Here is a 16,365-nt window from a genome sequence, read left to right on the forward strand (position 1 = left end):
GGAGAGGTCGCAACTCTTCCGTCCCAGTGGGTATGCGGTTCACTGATCGTCCAATCCGATCAGTCCTCAGGGAGGATCCATGGAAGCCCGCACCGAGACGGTCACCGTCGCCGACGGCTCGTTCGACCTGCATCTGTGGCTGCCGGAGAGGGGACGCGGACCGGTCGTCCTGCTGATCCCGGAGATCTGGGGGGTCGGCCCATACATCCGGAAGGTCGCCGAGGACCTGGCGGGGCTCGGGTACGTCGTCGGCGCGCCCGACCTGTTCTGGCGGCTGCGGCCCAACTGGGTGGCCGACCACGACGAGGCCGGGCTGGCTGCGTCGTTGAAGATGGCCGCCGAGTTCGACGTCCCGCATGGCGTGGCCGACTCGGCCCTGGCGCTGGCGCACCTGAAGGCGCTGCCCGAGGCCGGGGGCGGGGCCGCGGTGCTCGGATTCTGCCTGGGTGGCTCGATCGGCTACCTCCTCGCGGCCACCGTCGAAGTGGACGCGGTGCTGTCGTTCTACGGCTCCGCGGTACCGGACGCCACGGGCTTGATGGAGAAGATCACTTCCCCGGTCCTGTTCGTGTTCGGCGGCTCGGACCCCTACATCCCCCGCGAGCGGGTCGCCAAGGTGGAGGAGGCCGCGGCGGGACGGCCGGGCATCGAGACGCACGTCGCCGAGAAGGCCGGACACGCCTTCCTCAACCACGAGGCCCCGCAGTTCTACGACGCCGAGGCCGCGCCGGTCGCCTGGGCGCGCGCCGTGGAGTTCCTCAGACGTCACCTCGGTTGAGCCCGGCGCCGGGGGCGTGGGAGGCGAGGCCGCACGGCGCCCCGCGTGAGGAGGGCACCGGTCTCGGCGGCCGGGGACGCGGGCTCATGATTCGGGCCTCGACCGTGGGAGAGGAGCGCCGGCCTCGGCGGCCGGGGACGCGGGAGGGTCCTCTTACTGGGGCCCTTGCTTGGAGGTCACCTTCCCGTAGCCCCGGAAGCCGTCCGGCGGGCGGCCGACCCCGGCATCATTGCCCCATGCATCAGGTGTGGCATGTATGGGGAAACATCGTCATCGCGGCGGTTCTGGCGGTTCCGCCGGCCCTCATCACCGCCCGCCTCCTCGCCCTCCACCGCATCCGCGGCGGCCACCCCTTCCCCGTCCGCACGGCCGTCGCCGACGTCGGCATGGTGGCCGGCACCGCCCCCTGGATCTGGATGATCCTCACCCCGGGGACGGGCACCAGCGGCCTCAGCCTCGTCCCGCTCAGGGATCTGTGGACGGTGCTTCAGGGGCCGGGCGAGACGGCGTTCGTGCAGGTCAGCGGGAACCTGCTGGTCTTCGCCGCGCTCGGCGCGCTCCTCCCGGTCCGCTCGGCGCGCTCCGCCTCACTCGTCAGGGTCGCCGCCGTGGCGGCGGCCGCGTCACTCGCCGTCGAACTCCTCCAGTACGGCCTGCGCCTGGGCCGGGTGAGCTCCGTCGACGATGTGCTGGTCAACACAGCGGGTGCCGTACTGGCCGCGGCCGTCACACGCCGGTGGTGGGCGCGGCGAATAGTGGATAGGACCGTTCCACGGTAACGGACCGGGAAAACCCCCGGAGATCGCCACACGGGTACGTTCCGCTCAAAAGAAGCACGGAACCAACCTCTGCATCTGTGCGATCGTGGACAAGACGGGGCAAGTTCTCTGGAGACGCCAAACCCGGTTGGTGACAGAGGGTGATCAAACGTGCAGCAATCCCCGGTACCTCCCGAGCCCCCGATCTATCGGCGCATCGCCGACGGGCTTCGCGAAGCGATCCTGTCCGGCGATCTCCGAGACGGGGACCGGCTTCCGGGCGAGAACGCCCTGATGGCGCAGTACGGCATAGCCCGTGCCACCGCCAGGCAGGCCCTGTCCGTGCTCATCAATGAAGGACTGGCCGTGCCCAAGCGCGGCTCAGGAGTCTACGTCCGCCAGTTCCGGCCGATCAGGCGGCACGGTTCCCGGCGACTCTCGCATGACCAGTGGGGACAGGGCCAGGCGATCTGGGACTCCGACACCAGAGGCCGCCCCTACACCGTGGACGACGTGAACATCGACAGGGAGGTCGCCGAGGACGCCGTGGCCCGGGTCCTGAACAGCGCCGAGGTGTGGGTACGGCGGCGACGCTACTCGGTGGACGGCAGGCCGGTTCAGCTCTCGGTCTCCCACTTCCCCGCCACCCTGGTGGAGAACACCGCCATCACACAGCACGACACCGGCCCGGGAGGCGTCTACGCGCGCCTGGGCGACCTCGGCCACGCCCCCGCGCGCTTCAGCGAAGAGGTGCGCGCCCGCATGCCCCATCCGCACGAGACCGTCCAGCTCGACCTGCCGGCCGGCACCCCCGTCATCGTGATCGGCCGGATCGCCTACACCTCGACCGGCCTCCCGGTCGAGGTCAACGAGATGATCCTCGACGCCGCCTCTTATGTACTTCAATACGATTTCGACTCATAGATCAAGGCCATCCGTCAACCGATAGGTTGACCTGTCTCCTACGATCATTGATTTCTCTAGAGAAGTGCCTCACCTTCGGAGGTGGAGCGTCACACAGACGGACCTGGGCGCGGGGAAGGTGCATAGATGTCATTCGACCGGCATCTGGCGGAAATCGCCCGGGAGTTCCCCGACTGGACGATCTGGCGGAGCGACGCGGGTCGGTGGTGGGCTACCCGCCACCACCCGCTGACCCCCGCCCAGCGTGACCTCGGCTGCGCGATGACCATCGACGCGGACGAACCGGAAGGACTGCGAGAGCAGTTACGCGAACAACAGGACCGTTCCGACGGAAGGGGTTCCTGGTAGCCGCCCGGTGCCCGGGTCAGCGGATCTCGCGCGGCTCCGGCGCCGGGCCCCCAATCGCGGAAGCCCCCGACCCTATCGGGGGCGGGGGCTTCCGCTTGATGTCAGCGGCCGCGGGGCTGTGGAATGTCGGCGGCTCCGCCCGCGGCGGACACGGCCGTCACTTCCGGGCGGCGTACTCGTCGTTCTCCTTGGCGGCCCGGCCCAGGTGCACGTCGGTGTCGTCGAAGGTCTCGGCACGGCGGTCGTCGTCGAAGTGGTCGTCGCGGCCCTCGTGCTCGTCGTCCACGATCACCCGGACGGCCTCGACGTCGGACTCGACATCGGCCTCGGCCTCGGGTCCGGACCCCTGGTCGGCCCCGAGCTCGGGCCCGTGGCCGGACACGACCGTCACCTCGGCCGGAGCGCCGTCCGCCGGGACGGCCGCGGGGGCGGTCTGGACGGGAAACTGAGGGAGCACGGAGCCCTCGTCGATCAGGGCTCCGGCGGCGTTCTCGCGGTGGATCAGGTCCCCCAGCACGGCGCCCATCTCGTTGAGGCGGCGCATGACCTCGCGGTGGGTGTCGGTGAGGTAGGAGACCCGGCGGCCGGTGGTCTCGTCCAGGACCGTGGAGCGCTGCTGGGCGGCCGTCAGCATAGCGTGGGCCTCGGCGGCGGCGGAGGACACGGTGGACTCCGCCTCGGCCCGGGCGCTGCCCAGGGTGGACTCCGCCTCGGCCCGAGCGCTCTCGATCGTCCGCTCCGCCTCGCTCCTGGCCGAGGTGACCATCCGGTCGGCCTCGGCGCGGGCGCCGCGCAGGGTCTCCTCGGACTCCGTACGCGCCGCGTTGAGGGTCTCCTCGGCGTCCCCGCCGGCCTGGGCGAGCATGTGCTCGGCGGCGGCGGTGGCCTCGGCGACCCGGCGCTCGGCCTCCTGCTGGGCGGCGTTCATTATGCCCTCGGCCCGTTCCAGGGCCGAGTTGACCAGCCGGTGGGCCTCCTCGGAGGCGTCCTCGCGCAGCTTGCTGGCCTCGGCGTCGGCGACCTGCTTCTTGGAGGCCGCCTCCTCCTCGCCCAGCTTCAGGATCTGGCTGAGCCGCTGGCCGAGTTCGTCGTAGTCTTGCGGGGCGTCGGAGAGCCTCCGCCGGGCCTCGGACAGCTCGATGCGGCCCCGCTCGGCCTGCTCGATCGCCCGCGCGAGCCGTTCCTCCAGATCGCGGATCTGGTGGCGGTTGCGATTCATGTAGTCGTGAACCTGGCGACGGTTGTAGCCGCGCATGACGACCTCGAACGAGTCCTCATGCATCAGATCGGGAAAGCTCTCGTGCTGATTTGTCATAGCGCTGCCCGTGGAGGTTGTGTGGCGGGAAAGGAGACGTCAGGAGACGACTTTCCTGCTTACTGTCCAAGTCCGCAACCGGAACGCCCGACCTGCTTGCGGAAATATCGGACAAGCTCACTCACCGTAACATCAATCCCATGGACACCAGCCCCTACATCGCCACCCTCGACGGTGGCGCGACCCCCCAGATCCACCCAGAAGCCTACATAGCACCCGGCGCGGTGGTCGTCGGCCGGGTACGCCTCGGCCGTGCCGCCAACGTCTGGTACGGCTCGGTCCTCCGCGGTGACGACGAGCTCATCGAGGTCGGCGAGGAGTGCAACATCCAGGACCTGTGCTGCCTGCACGCCGACCCCCGCGAACCCGCCGTGCTGGAACCCCGGGTCAGCCTGGGCCACAAGGCCATGGTGCACGGCGCCCACGTGGAGACCGGCGCGCTCGTCGGCATCGGCGCGATCGTGCTCGGCGGGGCCCGGATCGGCGCGGGCTCGCTCGTCGCGGCCGGCGCCCTGGTGGGGCCGGGCAAGAAGATCCCGGCCGGGGTGCTCGTCGCGGGCGTGCCCGGAAGGATCGTCCGCGAGCTCACCGACGACGACCGCGCCTCCTTCGCCCGCACCCCCGGCAACTACATGGCCAAGGCGGCGCGGCACCGGGCGGCCGTCCCCGTCACGGGCGACGCGGGTACGGATCGCTGACGTGCCGGGAGCGCATGGGTAACATGACCGCCGTGCGGCAGTGGGACTGTTTCGACGCCATCGAGAGCGACGTGCGCTCCATGGTCGCCGACCATCGGTGGGCGACGCTCGCGCTGCCCGCGCGCGCCCAGGCCGTCGCGCTGCGCACCCTGGCCACCCCGGACGGCGGACGCTGGCTGTTCGGCGCGCACGCCCGGTGGTACCGGCAGGATCCCGCGGACGGTCGCTGGCACCTGGCCGCGCCACCGGCCGACCCGGGTCTCCGGGCGGCGGCCCAGGTGGTCCAGGTCACCTCGATGATCTCGCCTCAGCTGGTCCCGGGCGGCCCCGACTTCACCTCGGACCGGGGGTCGGTCCAGGGGTTCGTCGGCCCGGACGTGCCCCCCGAGATCACCGAGCGGGTCCGCGAGCTGGTCATCGCCCAGCGTGGCAGGCGCAGGGAGGACTTCCCGCTCACCGGGCCGTTCTCCGACCTCTTCGCCAGGGAGGTCGCCAGCCCGGTCGCGGCGGTCTGGGGCACGCTCATGTGGTGTGCCTACGCCCCGGCGTTCGACGGCAACGAGGTGCTGCTGTCGATGTTCGGGGAGTTCCTGGCCCGCCCGCTCCCCGGTGACGAGTGGGTCCGCTGGCTGCCCGCCGCCTCGCTGGACGACCTCGTGGCGCTGTACGGCGAGCGGGTCCGGGCGGGTCACCCCGAGGCGGGCCTCCGGCTGGTCGCGCTGATGGCCGACACCGCCGACGCGGTCCGCGGCGACCGGCGGTTCCGCCCCCGGGCCGAGGCCCTGCTGACCATGATCGAGCCGGTGCTCCGCCGTACCGGCCCCGACCCTGCCGTCGCCCACTACGGCGACGACGCCGTACGGCAGGCGTGGCTGTCGCGCTGCCCGCCCCATGTGACGCTGCCGGACTCCTCCCCGGGGGAGCACTTCCAGCACGCGCTCTACGACCTGGTCCAGGCACTGGGGTTCCTCGTCCCGAAGGGCGCCGACCCCCGGGCGGTGGCGGCCTCGCTCCTCGCGGCCGACCTGGCGGCGTCCGCGCCCAGGGCGGCCGACGTGCTCTACCCGTGGCTGGATCCGGAGCTGCGGCACATCCTCCATGTGGTGCTCACCGACCCGTCGCACCCGCTGCGGGGCTGCTGGCCGCGCTCGGGCGAGCTGCACTCCGCGCTCCACCCGCCGGACCGGGCCTCGGCGGCGGCCCTGCTGGGCGCCGCCTACGCCACCGGGCTCGCGTGGTGCCGCCTGAGCGGGACCACGGTGCCGGACCGGGGGTTCGCCACAGCCTCGGCGGTCGTGCATCGCCTGACACACGAGCGGGACGACCCGATCCCCGGCATATCAGGAACCTTCCCCCGCCACTTCTGACACGGGCCAGCATACTTAAACCACAAATGGAGTTATTTTCTCCTTACTCTCCTTATATCCCTGTATCCCCCCACGCATCGGCTGATTGCCTGAATCGTGATCTCCCCATCGGGAAATGATCCTTCTGAGGGCGGGACCGTGCCGGAAGGAATGGTCCCGATGGGCCATGGGCACGCAAGACCGCCCGCCGTAACCTCGAAGTGGGTGTGGGCTGCGGAAGGAAGGACGACGCGGTGGGGCACGACGACCTGGACTCTAGGGTCCACGACCGTGTCGCGTTGGACGAGATCGCGCTCTATGCCGAGGTGCTTACCGCCGTCGCCATCAGCGAACGGCCACTCACCTTGGCGGAGCTCGACAACGCGCTCGGATTGAGTGCTTCGGCGATCTGCTGAAGCCGATGAGAGAACCGTCCAGACGACCTAGTCCCGGACTCCTCGACAGGGGTCCGGGACGTGGTTCGGAAAGATGGTCCGGTGACTAGTCACGAACGGACGAGCCGGGCGATCGCCGCCGAGGCCTCCTTGACCTTCTCCTCCGCCTCGGGGCCGCCGGTGCTGATCGCGTCGGCGACGCAGTGCCTGACGTGGTCCTCCAGCAGGCCGAGCGCCACCGCCTGGAGCGCCCGCGTGGCGGCTGACACCTGTGTCAGCACGTCGATGCAGTAGGCATCCTCTTCGACCATCCGCTGCAGGCCCCTGATCTGCCCCTCGATCCGCCGCAGCCGGGTCAGATAAGCCTGCTTGTCTCCGCTGTACCCATGCATGCCCCAACGGTACCCGGGCGAGGCTCAGCGGGAGGTAGCCGCGATCAGTTTCTCCCACTGCTCGGCCACAGAAGGCGCCGAATGGGCCGCCGCGGCCCCCAGCGCCCCGGCCGCGAGCTCCCGGCGCCGGCGCTCGTCGTCGATGAGCGCGAGCAGCGCCGACGCGTACGCCTCGATCTCGTCCCCGCCCTCGGGGACCAGGACCCCGCTGCGGCCGTCGGTCACGAACTCGCCCGGCCCCCTCGGGCTGTCGAAGCCGATCACCGGCACCCCGCTGGCCATCGCCTCGATCACGGTCATCCCGAGCACCTCGGTCCGGGAGGTCGTCGCCACGATCGACGCCTTGGCGAACTCGCCGGTCAGATCGGAGGTCGTGCCCATGAAGTAGACGTGGTTGTGCAGGTTCAGGTCCTGGACCAGGTCGCGCAGGCGCCTGTCCTCCGGGCCGCCGCCGTACAGGCGCAGCCGCCAGTCGGGACGCCTGCCGGCGATGGTGGCGAACGCGCGGATCAGCCGGTCGTAGGCCTTCCCCGGCACCAAGCGTCCGCCCGCCGCGACGATGCGGTTGTCCATCCGCGAGCGAGGCCAGGGACCGGCGGGGAGCGCGTCCGGGATCAGCCCGACCTCGATGCCGCCCGCCAGCAGGTCGTCCCACTCCTGACGGCTCCTCTCGGTGGCCGTGGCGACCGCGTCCAGGCGGGGGTAGAACCTCTTGATCGGTCCGGGCACCGGCGGGCGGCCCCACTCCCGGGCGATCCGTACGGCGTCGCGGGGCGCGTGCCTGGCCACCTGGACGCTCAGCCCCGGCCTGGTGCTGATGATCACATCGGCCTTGAGCGCGCGCAGCCGCCGCCACAGCGCGACCTCGGTGCGCATCTGCCCCTGCGGCAGCAGGTGCCGCACGCCGGGCTGGGCGTCGACCAGCCAGGACAGCGTCACCTCCGGCTCCACCGGGAAGAACGGCCGCTCCCGGTGGCGCCGGACGCTGATGATCTCGACCTGGTGGCGTTCGGCCAGCTCCCCCGCGAGGTTGACGACCGACCGGACATCACCCCGCATGCCGTAGACGGAGGGGACAAGCAGGCAGATCCTCACCCGCCGACCTCGATCCTGAGCTCGTCGTCCGCTGTGTAGCGGGGCCGGATCGGCACCCCGTCGATCTCCTCGGCCGGGTAGTGCAGGCGGCGGCGCTTGCCGTCGACGTCGTCCAGCCGGGAACCCAGGCGGAGCGGAGCGGCCAGGCCGTCCACTTCCAGGGAGGGCTCCCAGGTGCCGGACTGCTCGGGCGCGGCGGCCAGCACGTCGCACAGGGAGAGTGCGGCGTGGAAGCGCACCCCCTGGACCGTCGCGACGGCGGTCAGCTCGGCGTCGGGGTGGTTGCGGCGGAGCGCGAGCCGCGCCTCGTGCCGGGACTCGTCGTCGTCGAGGCCGGTGAAGGCCAGCAGCCCGGTGACCTCGAAACGGCCCTCCCGGAACCAGACCGCGCGGACCTCCGCGGCGGGCTCGGCCTCGTCGACCTTCAGTGCCAGGAAGCCGCCGCGCGTCCGGTAGGCCCGGTAGGCCAGGGTCCGGCGGCTCAGCGCGTAGGTGTCGAGGTGGTCGAGGGAGAAGCCGGGATCGACGCTCCGCAGCCGGGTGCGCGTCCCCTCCTGTTTCAGGTGGACGTCCCAGCGGCCGGGGGTGAGGGCCAGCGGCACCAGCGAGACCGCGAGCGTCGCGTCGCGCGCCTCCGCTCCGGGGGTGCCCAGCGCCACCGTGCGCTCGACGGCGGTGACCCGGTGACGCAGGATCAGTTCGGCGCCGCCCGCGAGCGACCCGCGGAGGGACAGGCGGAGCGAGAGGACGTCGGCCAGAGTGACCTCGGCATCCGTGACGACGACATGCATCGTCAGCTCCCTCCCCGTCAATGAGCTACGCGACGTTGAGGTTACCGTGATTTTTCCGTAATCGACAGGAAGAGTTTCGGACCTAACGTCCTTTTCTCAACATCTTTACCGATTGTCATGCACGGTCCGCAAAGCGGACCGTGCATGACCCGGATTCAGGACGCCTCGACGGGCTGTCCCTTGATGGACTTGATCAGAAGCTGGGAGACGTCCACGACCTCCAGCGTCTCCTTCGCCTCGCCCGTGTTCTTCTTCTCGTTGATCGAGTCGCCCAACATGACCAGGCAGAACGGGCAGGCGGTGGAGATGGTGTCGGGGTCGGTGGTCAGCGCCTCGTCCACGCGCTCGGTGTTGATGCGCTTGCCGAGCCGCTCCTCCATCCACATCCGCGCGCCGCCGGCGCCGCAGCAGAACCCGCGCTCCTTGTGGCGGTGCATCTCCTGGGCCTGCACGCCCGGGACCTTGGCCATGATGTCGCGGGGCTGGGAGTACACCTTGTTGTGGCGGCCGAGGAAGCACGGGTCGTGGTAGGTGATCTTCTCCTCGATCGGCGTGACCGGGACCAGCTTGCCCTCGTCCACCAGCTTGGCCAGGAGCTGGGTGTGGTGGACGACCTCGTAGGTCCCGCCGAGCTGCGGATACTCGTTGGCGAGGGTGTTGAAGCAGTGCGGGCAGGTGGCGACGATCTTCTTGACCCCGGCCTCGTTCAGCGTCTCGATGTTCTGCTTGGCCAGCATGTCGAAGAGGTACTCCATGCCCAGGCGGCGGGCCGGGTCGCCGGTGCAGGCCTCCATCGGGCCGAGCACCGCGAACTTCACCCCCGCCACGTGCAGCAGCTCCGCGACCGCCTTGGTGGTCTTCTTGGCCCGGTCCTCCAGGGCTCCGGCACAGCCGACCCAGAACAGGTATTCGGTGTCCTCGGGCATCTTCTCGTCGATGAGCTGGACCTCGATCGGGTCGACCTCGCGCCCGGCGAGCTCCTCGATCCAGTCGGCCCGCTTCATCTCGGACATCCCCCACGGGTTGCCCTTGTTCTCAAGGTTCTTGACCATGACGCCGGCCTCGGACGGGAAGTTCGACTCCACCATCACCTGGTAGCGGCGCATGTCGAGGATGTGGTCGATGTGCTCGATGTCCACCGGGCACTGCTCGACGCAGGCACCGCAGTTGGTGCAGGACCACAGCACGTCCGGATGGATGACGCCGTCCTCGCCGACCAGGGGCTTGTCCAGCAGGGCCAGCACGTCCTCGTGCAGGTCGGCGCGCTGGTCCTGGGTGGCCGTCAGGTACGGGGCGACCTTGAAGGCGTGGTCGCGCTGGTCGAGGATGAGCATCTTCGGCGACAGCGGCTTGTCGGTGTTCCAGGCCGGGCACTGCGACTGGCAGCGACCGCACTCGGTGCAGGTGTAGAAGTCGAGGAAACCCTTCCAGGTGGTGTCCTCGATCTTGCCGCGCCCCAGCCTGTCGCCGTCGAGGTCCTCGTCCTCGAAGTCGACGACCTTGCCGTCGATCCGCATCGGCTGGGCGGGGCCGTTGCCGTCCGGGCGGCGGGAGAACATCACGTTCAGCGGCGCGGTGAAGATGTGCAGGTGCTTGGAGTTCACCACGATGACCAGGAACACCAGCATGACGCCGATGTGCAGGAGCAGCCCGACGTGCTCCAGGGCCTCGTTGGCCGAGGCGCCCATCGGACGCAGCAGGGCGGCGGTGGCCTCGGAGGCGAACGCCCCCGACGCGTAGGGGAGGTTGCCGGTGTTGAACGCCGCGCCGCGGAAGAGGAACATCGTCCAGATCACGTTGAAGATCATGAAGAGGACGAGCCAGGCGCCGCCGAGATGCGAGCCGGAGAAGCGGGACCTGCGGCCGAGCTTCTTGGGCGAGTTCTTGATCCTGATGACCGCGAAGGCGATCAGGCCGATCAGGGCCGCGACCGCGATGAAGTCCTGCAGGAAGCCCAGGACGGCCCAGGTCCCGATGAGCGGGATGTGGAAGTCGGGCGTGCCGGTGATCGCACCCTGGATCAGCGAGCCGTAGGCCTCCAGGTAGACGGTCGCCAGGATGAAGAACGCCCACATGACGAAGAAGTGCGCGGTGCCCGAGGCCGTCCACTTGAGCAGCTTCTTCTGCCCGAAGACCTCGACGAGCTGGGCCTTGATCTCGTCGCCCACATTGTTCTTGGCGTATTCGATCCGCTCGGGCGCGGGCGGCCCGACGGTGGCGAGCTGGTAGAGGAACAGCACACGGCGCGCGGCAAGCGCGACCGCGACGGCTGTCATGACCAGCCCGATGATCGCTACCCAGAGCACGGGTCCTCCCACAGACGGCGTTGGCTGCCAGCGTACGACCGCCGGTCATCCACGGTGACGACGGGTCGCCACAAATCCTACCGATGGGTAACATGTTCTCCGGCCGCGACCCGTGGCGAACGTGGTCACCATATGGTCACTTCGATGCCCAGAACAATGCTCTGCACACATGTCACCGCCGGGATCCGCCTGCCGGCGCCCGCCTGGGCCCGCGGGGATCCGCGGGGATCCGTCCACCAGGGAGCCCCCGGGATCCGCCCGCCGGCGCCGTCAGGATCCGTCGAGATAGCGCTGGATCGTGGGGGCGAGCAGCTCCACCAGCTCCTCGATCTCGGCCGAGGCGAGCGGCTCCAGCTTGACGACGTAGCGCATCAGGACCACCCCGAAGAGCTGGGCGAAGGCCACCTCCATCCGGATCGCCGGAATCCCGAGGCCCTCCGCGACCCGGTTCACGATCGCGTGCGTGAGGAACTCGCGGACCATCGAGACCACCCGGTCGTTGGTCATCGCGGTGCGGACCAGCGCCAGCACGGGCTGGCGGGCCCCGGCCTCCGAGGTCATCGTCAGGACGAACCGGGTCAGCCGCTCGCCGATCTCCTCGCGCGGCCCGTTCATGATCATCGGAATGACCTCGTCGGGGTTGACCGGCAGCTCCATGGCCGCGACGAACATCCCCTCCTTGCTCGCGAAGTAGTGATGGACCAGCGCCGGGTCCACCCCCGCCTGGCGGGCGATGCCCCGGATGGTCGCCTTGTCGAACCCCTTCTCCGAGAAGGTCTCGCGGGCGGCCGCGAGGATCTGCCCGCGCGTGTCCGCCGACCCGGGCCTGCGCCCGGGACGCCTCCTGCCGCTCTCGGGCCGCTCGCCCGCGGGCCGCCCGCTCGCCGGTCGTTCTCCCGCGTCGTCCGCGGGTCGTTCGCTCACAGGTCGTTCACTCACCGATTTGTTCTGCCGTCTTGTTCTGCCGTGGCGCCCGCGGGCCGTCCGTCCGGAGGTCGTACGCTCATCGCCGCTCCTCCGCTCACACGCTGGAGGACGTGGCGAGGTGCAGGCGCGCGAAGGCCAGCGCCTCGGCGAGGTCGTCGATCCGCTCCGTACGGCTGGCGGCCTTGCGCGTGTTGATCTCCAGCACGACCAGGCCGTCGTAGCCGTTGCCCGCCATGCGCTCCAGGATCGGCGCGCACGGCTGGCCGCCCCGGCCGGGGACCAGGTGCTCGTCCTTGTTGGCCACCCCGACGCCGTCGGCCAGGTGCAGGTGGGCAAGCCGGTCACCGAGCTTGGTGAACATCTCCATCGCGTCGACCCCGGACACCGCCGTGTGCGACAGGTCCAGCGTCACCTGCGGGAAGTCGTAGTCGACCGGGTTCCAGTCCGGCGAGTAGGGCACGACCTCGTTGCCCCGGGCCTTCAGCGGGAACATGTTCTCCACGGCGAAGACCACGTCGGTCTCCTCCCGCATCCTGGCCAGGCCGACCTCGAAGTCGCGCGCGTAGTCGCGCTGCCAGCGGAACGGCGGATGCACCACGACCGTCCTTGCGCCCACCCGCTCGGCGGCCCGCTGCGCCCGCTGGAGCTTGGCCCACGGGTCCTTGCCCCACACCCGCTGGGTCACCAGCAGGCACGGCGCGTGGATGGCCAGGATGGGCAGCCCGTAGTGGTCCGACAGCCGCTCCAGGACGTCGATGTCCTGGCTCACGGGGTCGGCGCCCACCATGATCTCGACGCCGTCGTATCCCAGCCGCGCGGCCAGCTCGAAGGCGTCCGGCGTGCGCTCCGGGTAGACGGACGCGGTGGACAGCGCGATCTTCGCACTAGGTACTCGGATAACGCTCATACGGCTTCCTCGCCTCCGGCTGGAGTTCGCGTGAGCGGACGCCGCCGTGCCCGCAGGCCCGCTCGCTTCGCTCACTCACGATGCCAGCCTAAGCGGGACAGCGGATGAGTGGAGTCCGCCCTCGCTGATGCAGCGGAGATCACACCGTTACGGTGAGGACATGCCGCGGTTCATGCAGGGCGCCATTCCCAGCCCGAACATCTGGAACACCCCTCACATCTACGAGCTGGAGAACCGGGCGGTCGACCCCGACGGGCTGGCCGACGCGGCGATGGCCGCCATCCGGCCGTGGGACGGCGCGACGGTCCTCGACATCGGCTGCGGCAGCGGCTACCACCTGCCCTCCCTGTCGGCCACCGCCGCCCGGGTGATCGGCGTCGAGCCGCACGGCGACCTCGTCGAGCTGGCCAGGCGCCGCTGCCGGCCGCTGCCCGACGTCGAGGTCCACGCGGCCACCGCCCAGGCCCTCCCGCTGCCCGACGCCTCGGTGGACGTCGCCGTCGCCCGCTGGGCCTACTTCTTCGGCCCCGGCTGCGAGCCGGGCCTGGCCGAGCTCTCCCGGGTGGTACGGCGGGGCGGCGCGGCCTTCGTGATCGACCTCGACGCCACCCGCGGCGCCTTCGGCCGCTGGTTCAGCCAGTCCGTCCCCACCCACTCGGCCAGGTCCGTCGAGGAGTTCTGGAGCCGCCAGGGCTGGCAGAGCCGCCCCCTCGACCTGCGCATGTCCTTCGAGCGCCGCGCCGACCTGGAGGCGGTGCTCCGCATCGAGTTCTCCCCCGCGATCGCCGACCGGGCCATCGCCGAGACCCCCGGGCTGGAGCTCGCCTACCCCAACCTCCTGCGCTGGAAGCTGTACTGACCGCCCGCCGGTCCAGCAGTCGGGCAGCAAGGATGAAAAGCCCTCCGGAATCGCTTGACCTTGTCGTTGATGTCAACGTTTAGCGTGAAGCCGTAAGGAGGACGGATGCGGATCGGTGAGCTCGCGAGACGGGCCGGGGTCAGCACCCGCGCGCTGCGCTACTACGAGCAGCAGGGGCTGATCACGGCAGGGCGGAAGGCCAACGGCTACCGGGAGTACGGCGAGGCGGACCTCAAGCTCGTCACCGAGATCAGGTCGCTGCTCGGCGTCGGGTTCACCCTGGAGGACGCCCGGCCGTTCGTGGCGTGCCTGCGGGCGGGACACGCCTCGGGCGGGTCCTGCCCGGAGTCGGTGGCGGTCTACCGGCGCAAGCTGGCCGAGATCGACGACGAGATCCGCACGCTGCTCGCCCGGCGGGCCGAGGTGGCCGGCCAGCTGACCGAGTCCTGTCACGGATGCGTACTGAGAAAGCAGAGATGATCATGATCACTTTGACCGCCGAGAACTTCGCCGAGCAGGTGCTCCAGAGCGACAAGCCCGTCCTGGTCGACTTCTGGGCCGAGTGGTGCCCGCCGTGCCGGATGATCGCGCCGATCCTGGAGCAGATCGAGGCCGAGCACGGCGACCGCGTCACGATCGCCAAGCTCAACTACGACGAGCACCAGGAGATCGCGGCCCGCTACGGCGTCATGGGCCTGCCGACGCTCAACCTCTACAAGGGCGGCGAAGTGGTCCAGCAGATCGTCGGCGCCAAGCCCAAGCGCATGCTCCTCGCCGACCTCGAAGACCACATCTAGGCGGGCCGCAGAACCCGCAGACAGGGCGGCCCGCAGAACCCACGGAACCGCTCAGGCGGGCCCCGGCTCCCGCGGAACCGCTCGGGCTGCCCCGGGTGGGCCCCGGCTCCTGCGGAACCGCTCGGGCGGGCCCCGGGCGGCGGGCTGATGCAGAGCCGGCGCGAGACGACCCCGGGCCGGTGGAACCGGGCGAGCCGCTCCCGGCACGGCTCGGCGCGGGCCGTACCGGGTGAAAGTTGTCGGTCGGGACCGGTAACGTGCCGCCATGGCTAAGAAGGTCGGCTATCGCTGTGGTGAGTGCGGTTGGCAGACCGCCAAATGGGTGGGCCGCTGCGGCGAGTGCCAGGCCTGGGGCACTGTCGAGGAGGAGACGGCCCGCGGTGGCGTGAACGTCGCCTCCGCCGGAGCGGTGTCGGCCCCCGCCGTCCCGATCGGGCAGGTCAAGGCCGAGGTGGCGCACGCGCGCGGCACCGGCGTGCCCGAGCTCGACCGGGTGCTCGGCGGCGGCCTCGTGCCGGGCGCCGTCGTGCTGCTGGCCGGGGAGCCGGGCATCGGCAAGTCCACGCTCCTGCTGGAGGCCGCGGCCAAGATCGCCCGGCAGCAGACCGTGCTCTACATCACGGGCGAGGAGTCGGCCGCCCAGGTGCGGGTCAGGGCCGACCGGATCGGCGCGATCCAGGACCAGCTCTACCTCGCGGCCGAGACCGACCTCAGCGCGCTGGTGGCCCACGTGGAGAAGGTCCAGCCGGACCTGCTCATCGTCGACTCGGTGCAGACGATCGGTTCCGCCCAGGCGACCGGGGTGCCCGGCGGGGTCACCCAGGTCAGGGAGGTCGCCGGCAACCTGGTCCGGCTGGCCAAGGAGCGGGGCATGTCCACGGTGCTGGTCGGCCACGTCACCAAGGAGGGCTCGATCGCCGGCCCTCGGACACTCGAACACCTGGTCGACGTCGTGCTCCACTTCGAGGGCGACCGGCACTCCCGGCTCCGCATGGTCCGCGCGATCAAGAACCGGTACGGCCCCGTCGACGAGGTCGGCTGCTTCGACCTGCACGAGGGCGGCATCGAGGGGATCGCCGACGCCAGCGGCCTGTTCGTCTCCCACCGCGCCGAGCCGGTGCCCGGCACGTGCGTCACGGTCACCCTGGAGGGCACCCGGCCGCTGCCCGCCGAGGTCCAGGCCCTGGTCGCGCGGACCGAGGCCCAGCAGCCGCGCCGCTCCTCCTCCGGGCTCGACACCTACCGGGTGACGATGGTGCTGGCCGTGCTGGAGCGGCGGCTCAACGCCAAGCTCGGCGGATGCGACGTGTTCACCGCGACCGTGGGCGGCATCAAGCTCAGCGATCCGGCGGTGGACCTGTCGGTGATGCTCGCGGTGGCCAGCGCCGCCGGAGACAAGGCGCTGCCCCCCGGGCTGGTCGTGATGGGCGAGGTGGGCCTGGCCGGGGAGCTGCGCCCGGTCCGCGACGTGCGCCGCCGCCTGTCGGAGGCGGCACGGCTGGGCTTCACCCGCGCCCTGGTCCCGGCCGGCTCCCTCGACGCGGGCAAGAGAAAGAACGGCGAACGCTCCCTGGTCCCGGTCGGCGGCCGGAGCACGAACTTCCTGCCGGGTTTCGACGTCGTCGAGGCGGACAACGTCTGGGACGCCCTCACCCACGTCACCTAGAGGCGACCATCCGGCGATTCCGGCCTTCCCGGGGCCTCCGCCGGTAAGCTGAGCGTGATACGC

The 16,365-nt window shown here is 70.5% G+C and carries 17 protein-coding genes; 10 read left to right on the plus strand and 7 right to left on the minus strand.

Going from position 1 to position 16,365, the window contains the following annotated elements:
* The first annotated feature begins 79 nt into the window (after positions 1–79).
* The 4 genes from SROS_RS44065 to SROS_RS44080 all read left to right on the plus strand — a co-directional run bounded on the left by SROS_RS44065 (position 80) and on the right by SROS_RS44080 (position 2,808).
* A complete protein-coding gene (locus SROS_RS44065) occupies positions 80–778 on the plus strand; it encodes a dienelactone hydrolase family protein (protein WP_012895474.1) in 699 nt (232 codons plus the stop codon).
* Between the two features lie 236 nt (positions 779–1,014).
* Complete coding sequence (locus tag SROS_RS44070) at positions 1,015–1,557, plus strand: VanZ family protein (RefSeq protein WP_012895475.1); 543 nt, start codon at positions 1,015–1,017, stop codon at positions 1,555–1,557.
* Between the two features lie 150 nt (positions 1,558–1,707).
* Positions 1,708–2,460, plus strand: coding sequence for a GntR family transcriptional regulator (locus tag SROS_RS44075; protein ID WP_012895476.1), 753 nt, complete (start codon positions 1,708–1,710; stop codon positions 2,458–2,460).
* A 126-nt stretch (positions 2,461–2,586) separates the two neighbouring features.
* Positions 2,587–2,808: a hypothetical protein gene (locus SROS_RS44080; protein ID WP_012895477.1), complete on the plus strand. Its 222-nt coding sequence runs from the start codon at positions 2,587–2,589 to the stop codon at positions 2,806–2,808.
* Between the two features lie 157 nt (positions 2,809–2,965).
* Here SROS_RS44080 and SROS_RS44085 read toward each other — a convergent pair whose 3' ends face one another.
* Positions 2,966–4,123 (minus strand): DivIVA domain-containing protein, encoded by a 1,158-nt coding sequence (locus tag SROS_RS44085; RefSeq protein WP_012895478.1) that lies wholly within the window; start codon positions 4,121–4,123, stop codon positions 2,966–2,968.
* A 140-nt stretch (positions 4,124–4,263) separates the two neighbouring features.
* On the opposite strand from SROS_RS44085, the gene SROS_RS44090 reads away from it, so the two are divergent.
* Both SROS_RS44090 and SROS_RS44095 read left to right on the plus strand, forming a co-directional pair.
* Positions 4,264–4,821 carry a gamma carbonic anhydrase family protein gene (locus tag SROS_RS44090; protein ID WP_012895479.1) on the plus strand — a complete coding sequence of 186 codons (558 nt, stop codon included), beginning with the start codon at positions 4,264–4,266 and terminating at the stop codon, positions 4,819–4,821.
* 14 nt (positions 4,822–4,835) lie between these two features.
* Positions 4,836–6,188 carry a hypothetical protein gene (locus SROS_RS44095; protein ID WP_148269414.1) on the plus strand — a complete coding sequence of 451 codons (1,353 nt, stop codon included), beginning with the start codon at positions 4,836–4,838 and terminating at the stop codon, positions 6,186–6,188.
* A gap of 484 nt (positions 6,189–6,672) precedes the next feature.
* On the opposite strand, the gene SROS_RS44100 is transcribed toward SROS_RS44095, so the two are convergent.
* From SROS_RS44100 to SROS_RS44125, 6 genes are all read right to left on the minus strand, one after another.
* Positions 6,673–6,954, minus strand: a complete 282-nt coding sequence (locus SROS_RS44100) for a metal-sensitive transcriptional regulator (protein WP_012895482.1) — start codon at positions 6,952–6,954, stop codon at positions 6,673–6,675.
* A gap of 24 nt (positions 6,955–6,978) precedes the next feature.
* Positions 6,979–8,049 (minus strand): glycosyltransferase, encoded by a 1,071-nt coding sequence (locus tag SROS_RS44105; RefSeq protein ID WP_012895483.1) that lies wholly within the window; start codon positions 8,047–8,049, stop codon positions 6,979–6,981.
* Positions 8,046–8,840 carry a hypothetical protein gene (locus tag SROS_RS44110; RefSeq protein WP_012895484.1) on the minus strand — a complete coding sequence of 265 codons (795 nt, stop codon included), beginning with the start codon at positions 8,838–8,840 and terminating at the stop codon, positions 8,046–8,048. Before SROS_RS44110 ends, SROS_RS44105 begins: the two co-directional genes overlap by 4 nt.
* Positions 8,841–8,995: 155 nt before the next feature.
* Positions 8,996–11,146 (minus strand): (Fe-S)-binding protein, encoded by a 2,151-nt coding sequence (locus tag SROS_RS44115; protein WP_012895485.1) that lies wholly within the window; start codon positions 11,144–11,146, stop codon positions 8,996–8,998.
* Between the two features lie 270 nt (positions 11,147–11,416).
* Positions 11,417–12,070, minus strand: coding sequence for a TetR/AcrR family transcriptional regulator (locus SROS_RS44120; protein WP_012895486.1), 654 nt, complete (start codon positions 12,068–12,070; stop codon positions 11,417–11,419).
* A 97-nt stretch (positions 12,071–12,167) separates the two neighbouring features.
* Positions 12,168–12,980, minus strand: coding sequence for a sugar phosphate isomerase/epimerase family protein (locus tag SROS_RS44125; protein WP_012895487.1), 813 nt, complete (start codon positions 12,978–12,980; stop codon positions 12,168–12,170).
* 160 nt (positions 12,981–13,140) lie between these two features.
* Between SROS_RS44125 and SROS_RS44130 the strand changes: the two genes are divergently transcribed.
* The 4 genes from SROS_RS44130 to radA all read left to right on the plus strand — a co-directional run bounded on the left by SROS_RS44130 (position 13,141) and on the right by radA (position 16,302).
* The gene (locus SROS_RS44130) at positions 13,141–13,839 is read left to right on the plus strand and encodes a class I SAM-dependent methyltransferase (RefSeq protein WP_043654224.1); all 699 of its coding nucleotides are present in this window, start codon (positions 13,141–13,143) and stop codon (positions 13,837–13,839) included.
* Between the two features lie 105 nt (positions 13,840–13,944).
* A complete protein-coding gene (locus SROS_RS44135) occupies positions 13,945–14,319 on the plus strand; it encodes a MerR family transcriptional regulator (protein WP_012895489.1) in 375 nt (124 codons plus the stop codon).
* The gene (trxA, locus tag SROS_RS44140) at positions 14,316–14,636 is read left to right on the plus strand and encodes a thioredoxin (protein ID WP_012895490.1); all 321 of its coding nucleotides are present in this window, start codon (positions 14,316–14,318) and stop codon (positions 14,634–14,636) included. Before SROS_RS44135 ends, trxA begins: the two co-directional genes overlap by 4 nt.
* Positions 14,637–14,901: 265 nt before the next feature.
* On the plus strand, positions 14,902–16,302 hold the full coding sequence (gene radA / locus SROS_RS44145; RefSeq protein WP_012895491.1) for a DNA repair protein RadA: 1,401 nt from the start codon (positions 14,902–14,904) through the stop codon (positions 16,300–16,302).
* Positions 16,303–16,365 lie beyond the last annotated feature (63 nt).

It is taken from the genome of Streptosporangium roseum DSM 43021, from assembly GCF_000024865.1.
Lineage (GTDB): Bacteria > Actinomycetota > Actinomycetes > Streptosporangiales > Streptosporangiaceae > Streptosporangium > Streptosporangium roseum.

Coding starts and splice junctions, on each gene's coding strand:
- SROS_RS44065 (WP_012895474.1), top strand. CDS start 80: ATGGAAGCCCGCACCGAGACGGTCACCGTCGCCGACGGCTCGTTCGAC.
- SROS_RS44070 (WP_012895475.1), top strand. CDS start 1,015: ATGCATCAGGTGTGGCATGTATGGGGAAACATCGTCATCGCGGCGGTT.
- SROS_RS44080 (WP_012895477.1), top strand. CDS start 2,587: ATGTCATTCGACCGGCATCTGGCGGAAATCGCCCGGGAGTTCCCCGAC.
- SROS_RS44085 (WP_012895478.1), bottom strand. CDS start 4,123: ATGACAAATCAGCACGAGAGCTTTCCCGATCTGATGCATGAGGACTCG.
- SROS_RS44090 (WP_012895479.1), top strand. CDS start 4,264: ATGGACACCAGCCCCTACATCGCCACCCTCGACGGTGGCGCGACCCCC.
- SROS_RS44095 (WP_148269414.1), top strand. CDS start 4,836: ATGGGTAACATGACCGCCGTGCGGCAGTGGGACTGTTTCGACGCCATC.
- SROS_RS44100 (WP_012895482.1), bottom strand. CDS start 6,954: ATGCATGGGTACAGCGGAGACAAGCAGGCTTATCTGACCCGGCTGCGG.
- SROS_RS44110 (WP_012895484.1), bottom strand. CDS start 8,840: ATGCATGTCGTCGTCACGGATGCCGAGGTCACTCTGGCCGACGTCCTC.
- SROS_RS44125 (WP_012895487.1), bottom strand. CDS start 12,980: ATGAGCGTTATCCGAGTACCTAGTGCGAAGATCGCGCTGTCCACCGCG.
- SROS_RS44130 (WP_043654224.1), top strand. CDS start 13,141: ATGCCGCGGTTCATGCAGGGCGCCATTCCCAGCCCGAACATCTGGAAC.
- SROS_RS44135 (WP_012895489.1), top strand. CDS start 13,945: ATGCGGATCGGTGAGCTCGCGAGACGGGCCGGGGTCAGCACCCGCGCG.
- trxA (WP_012895490.1), top strand. CDS start 14,316: ATGATCATGATCACTTTGACCGCCGAGAACTTCGCCGAGCAGGTGCTC.
- radA (WP_012895491.1), top strand. CDS start 14,902: ATGGCTAAGAAGGTCGGCTATCGCTGTGGTGAGTGCGGTTGGCAGACC.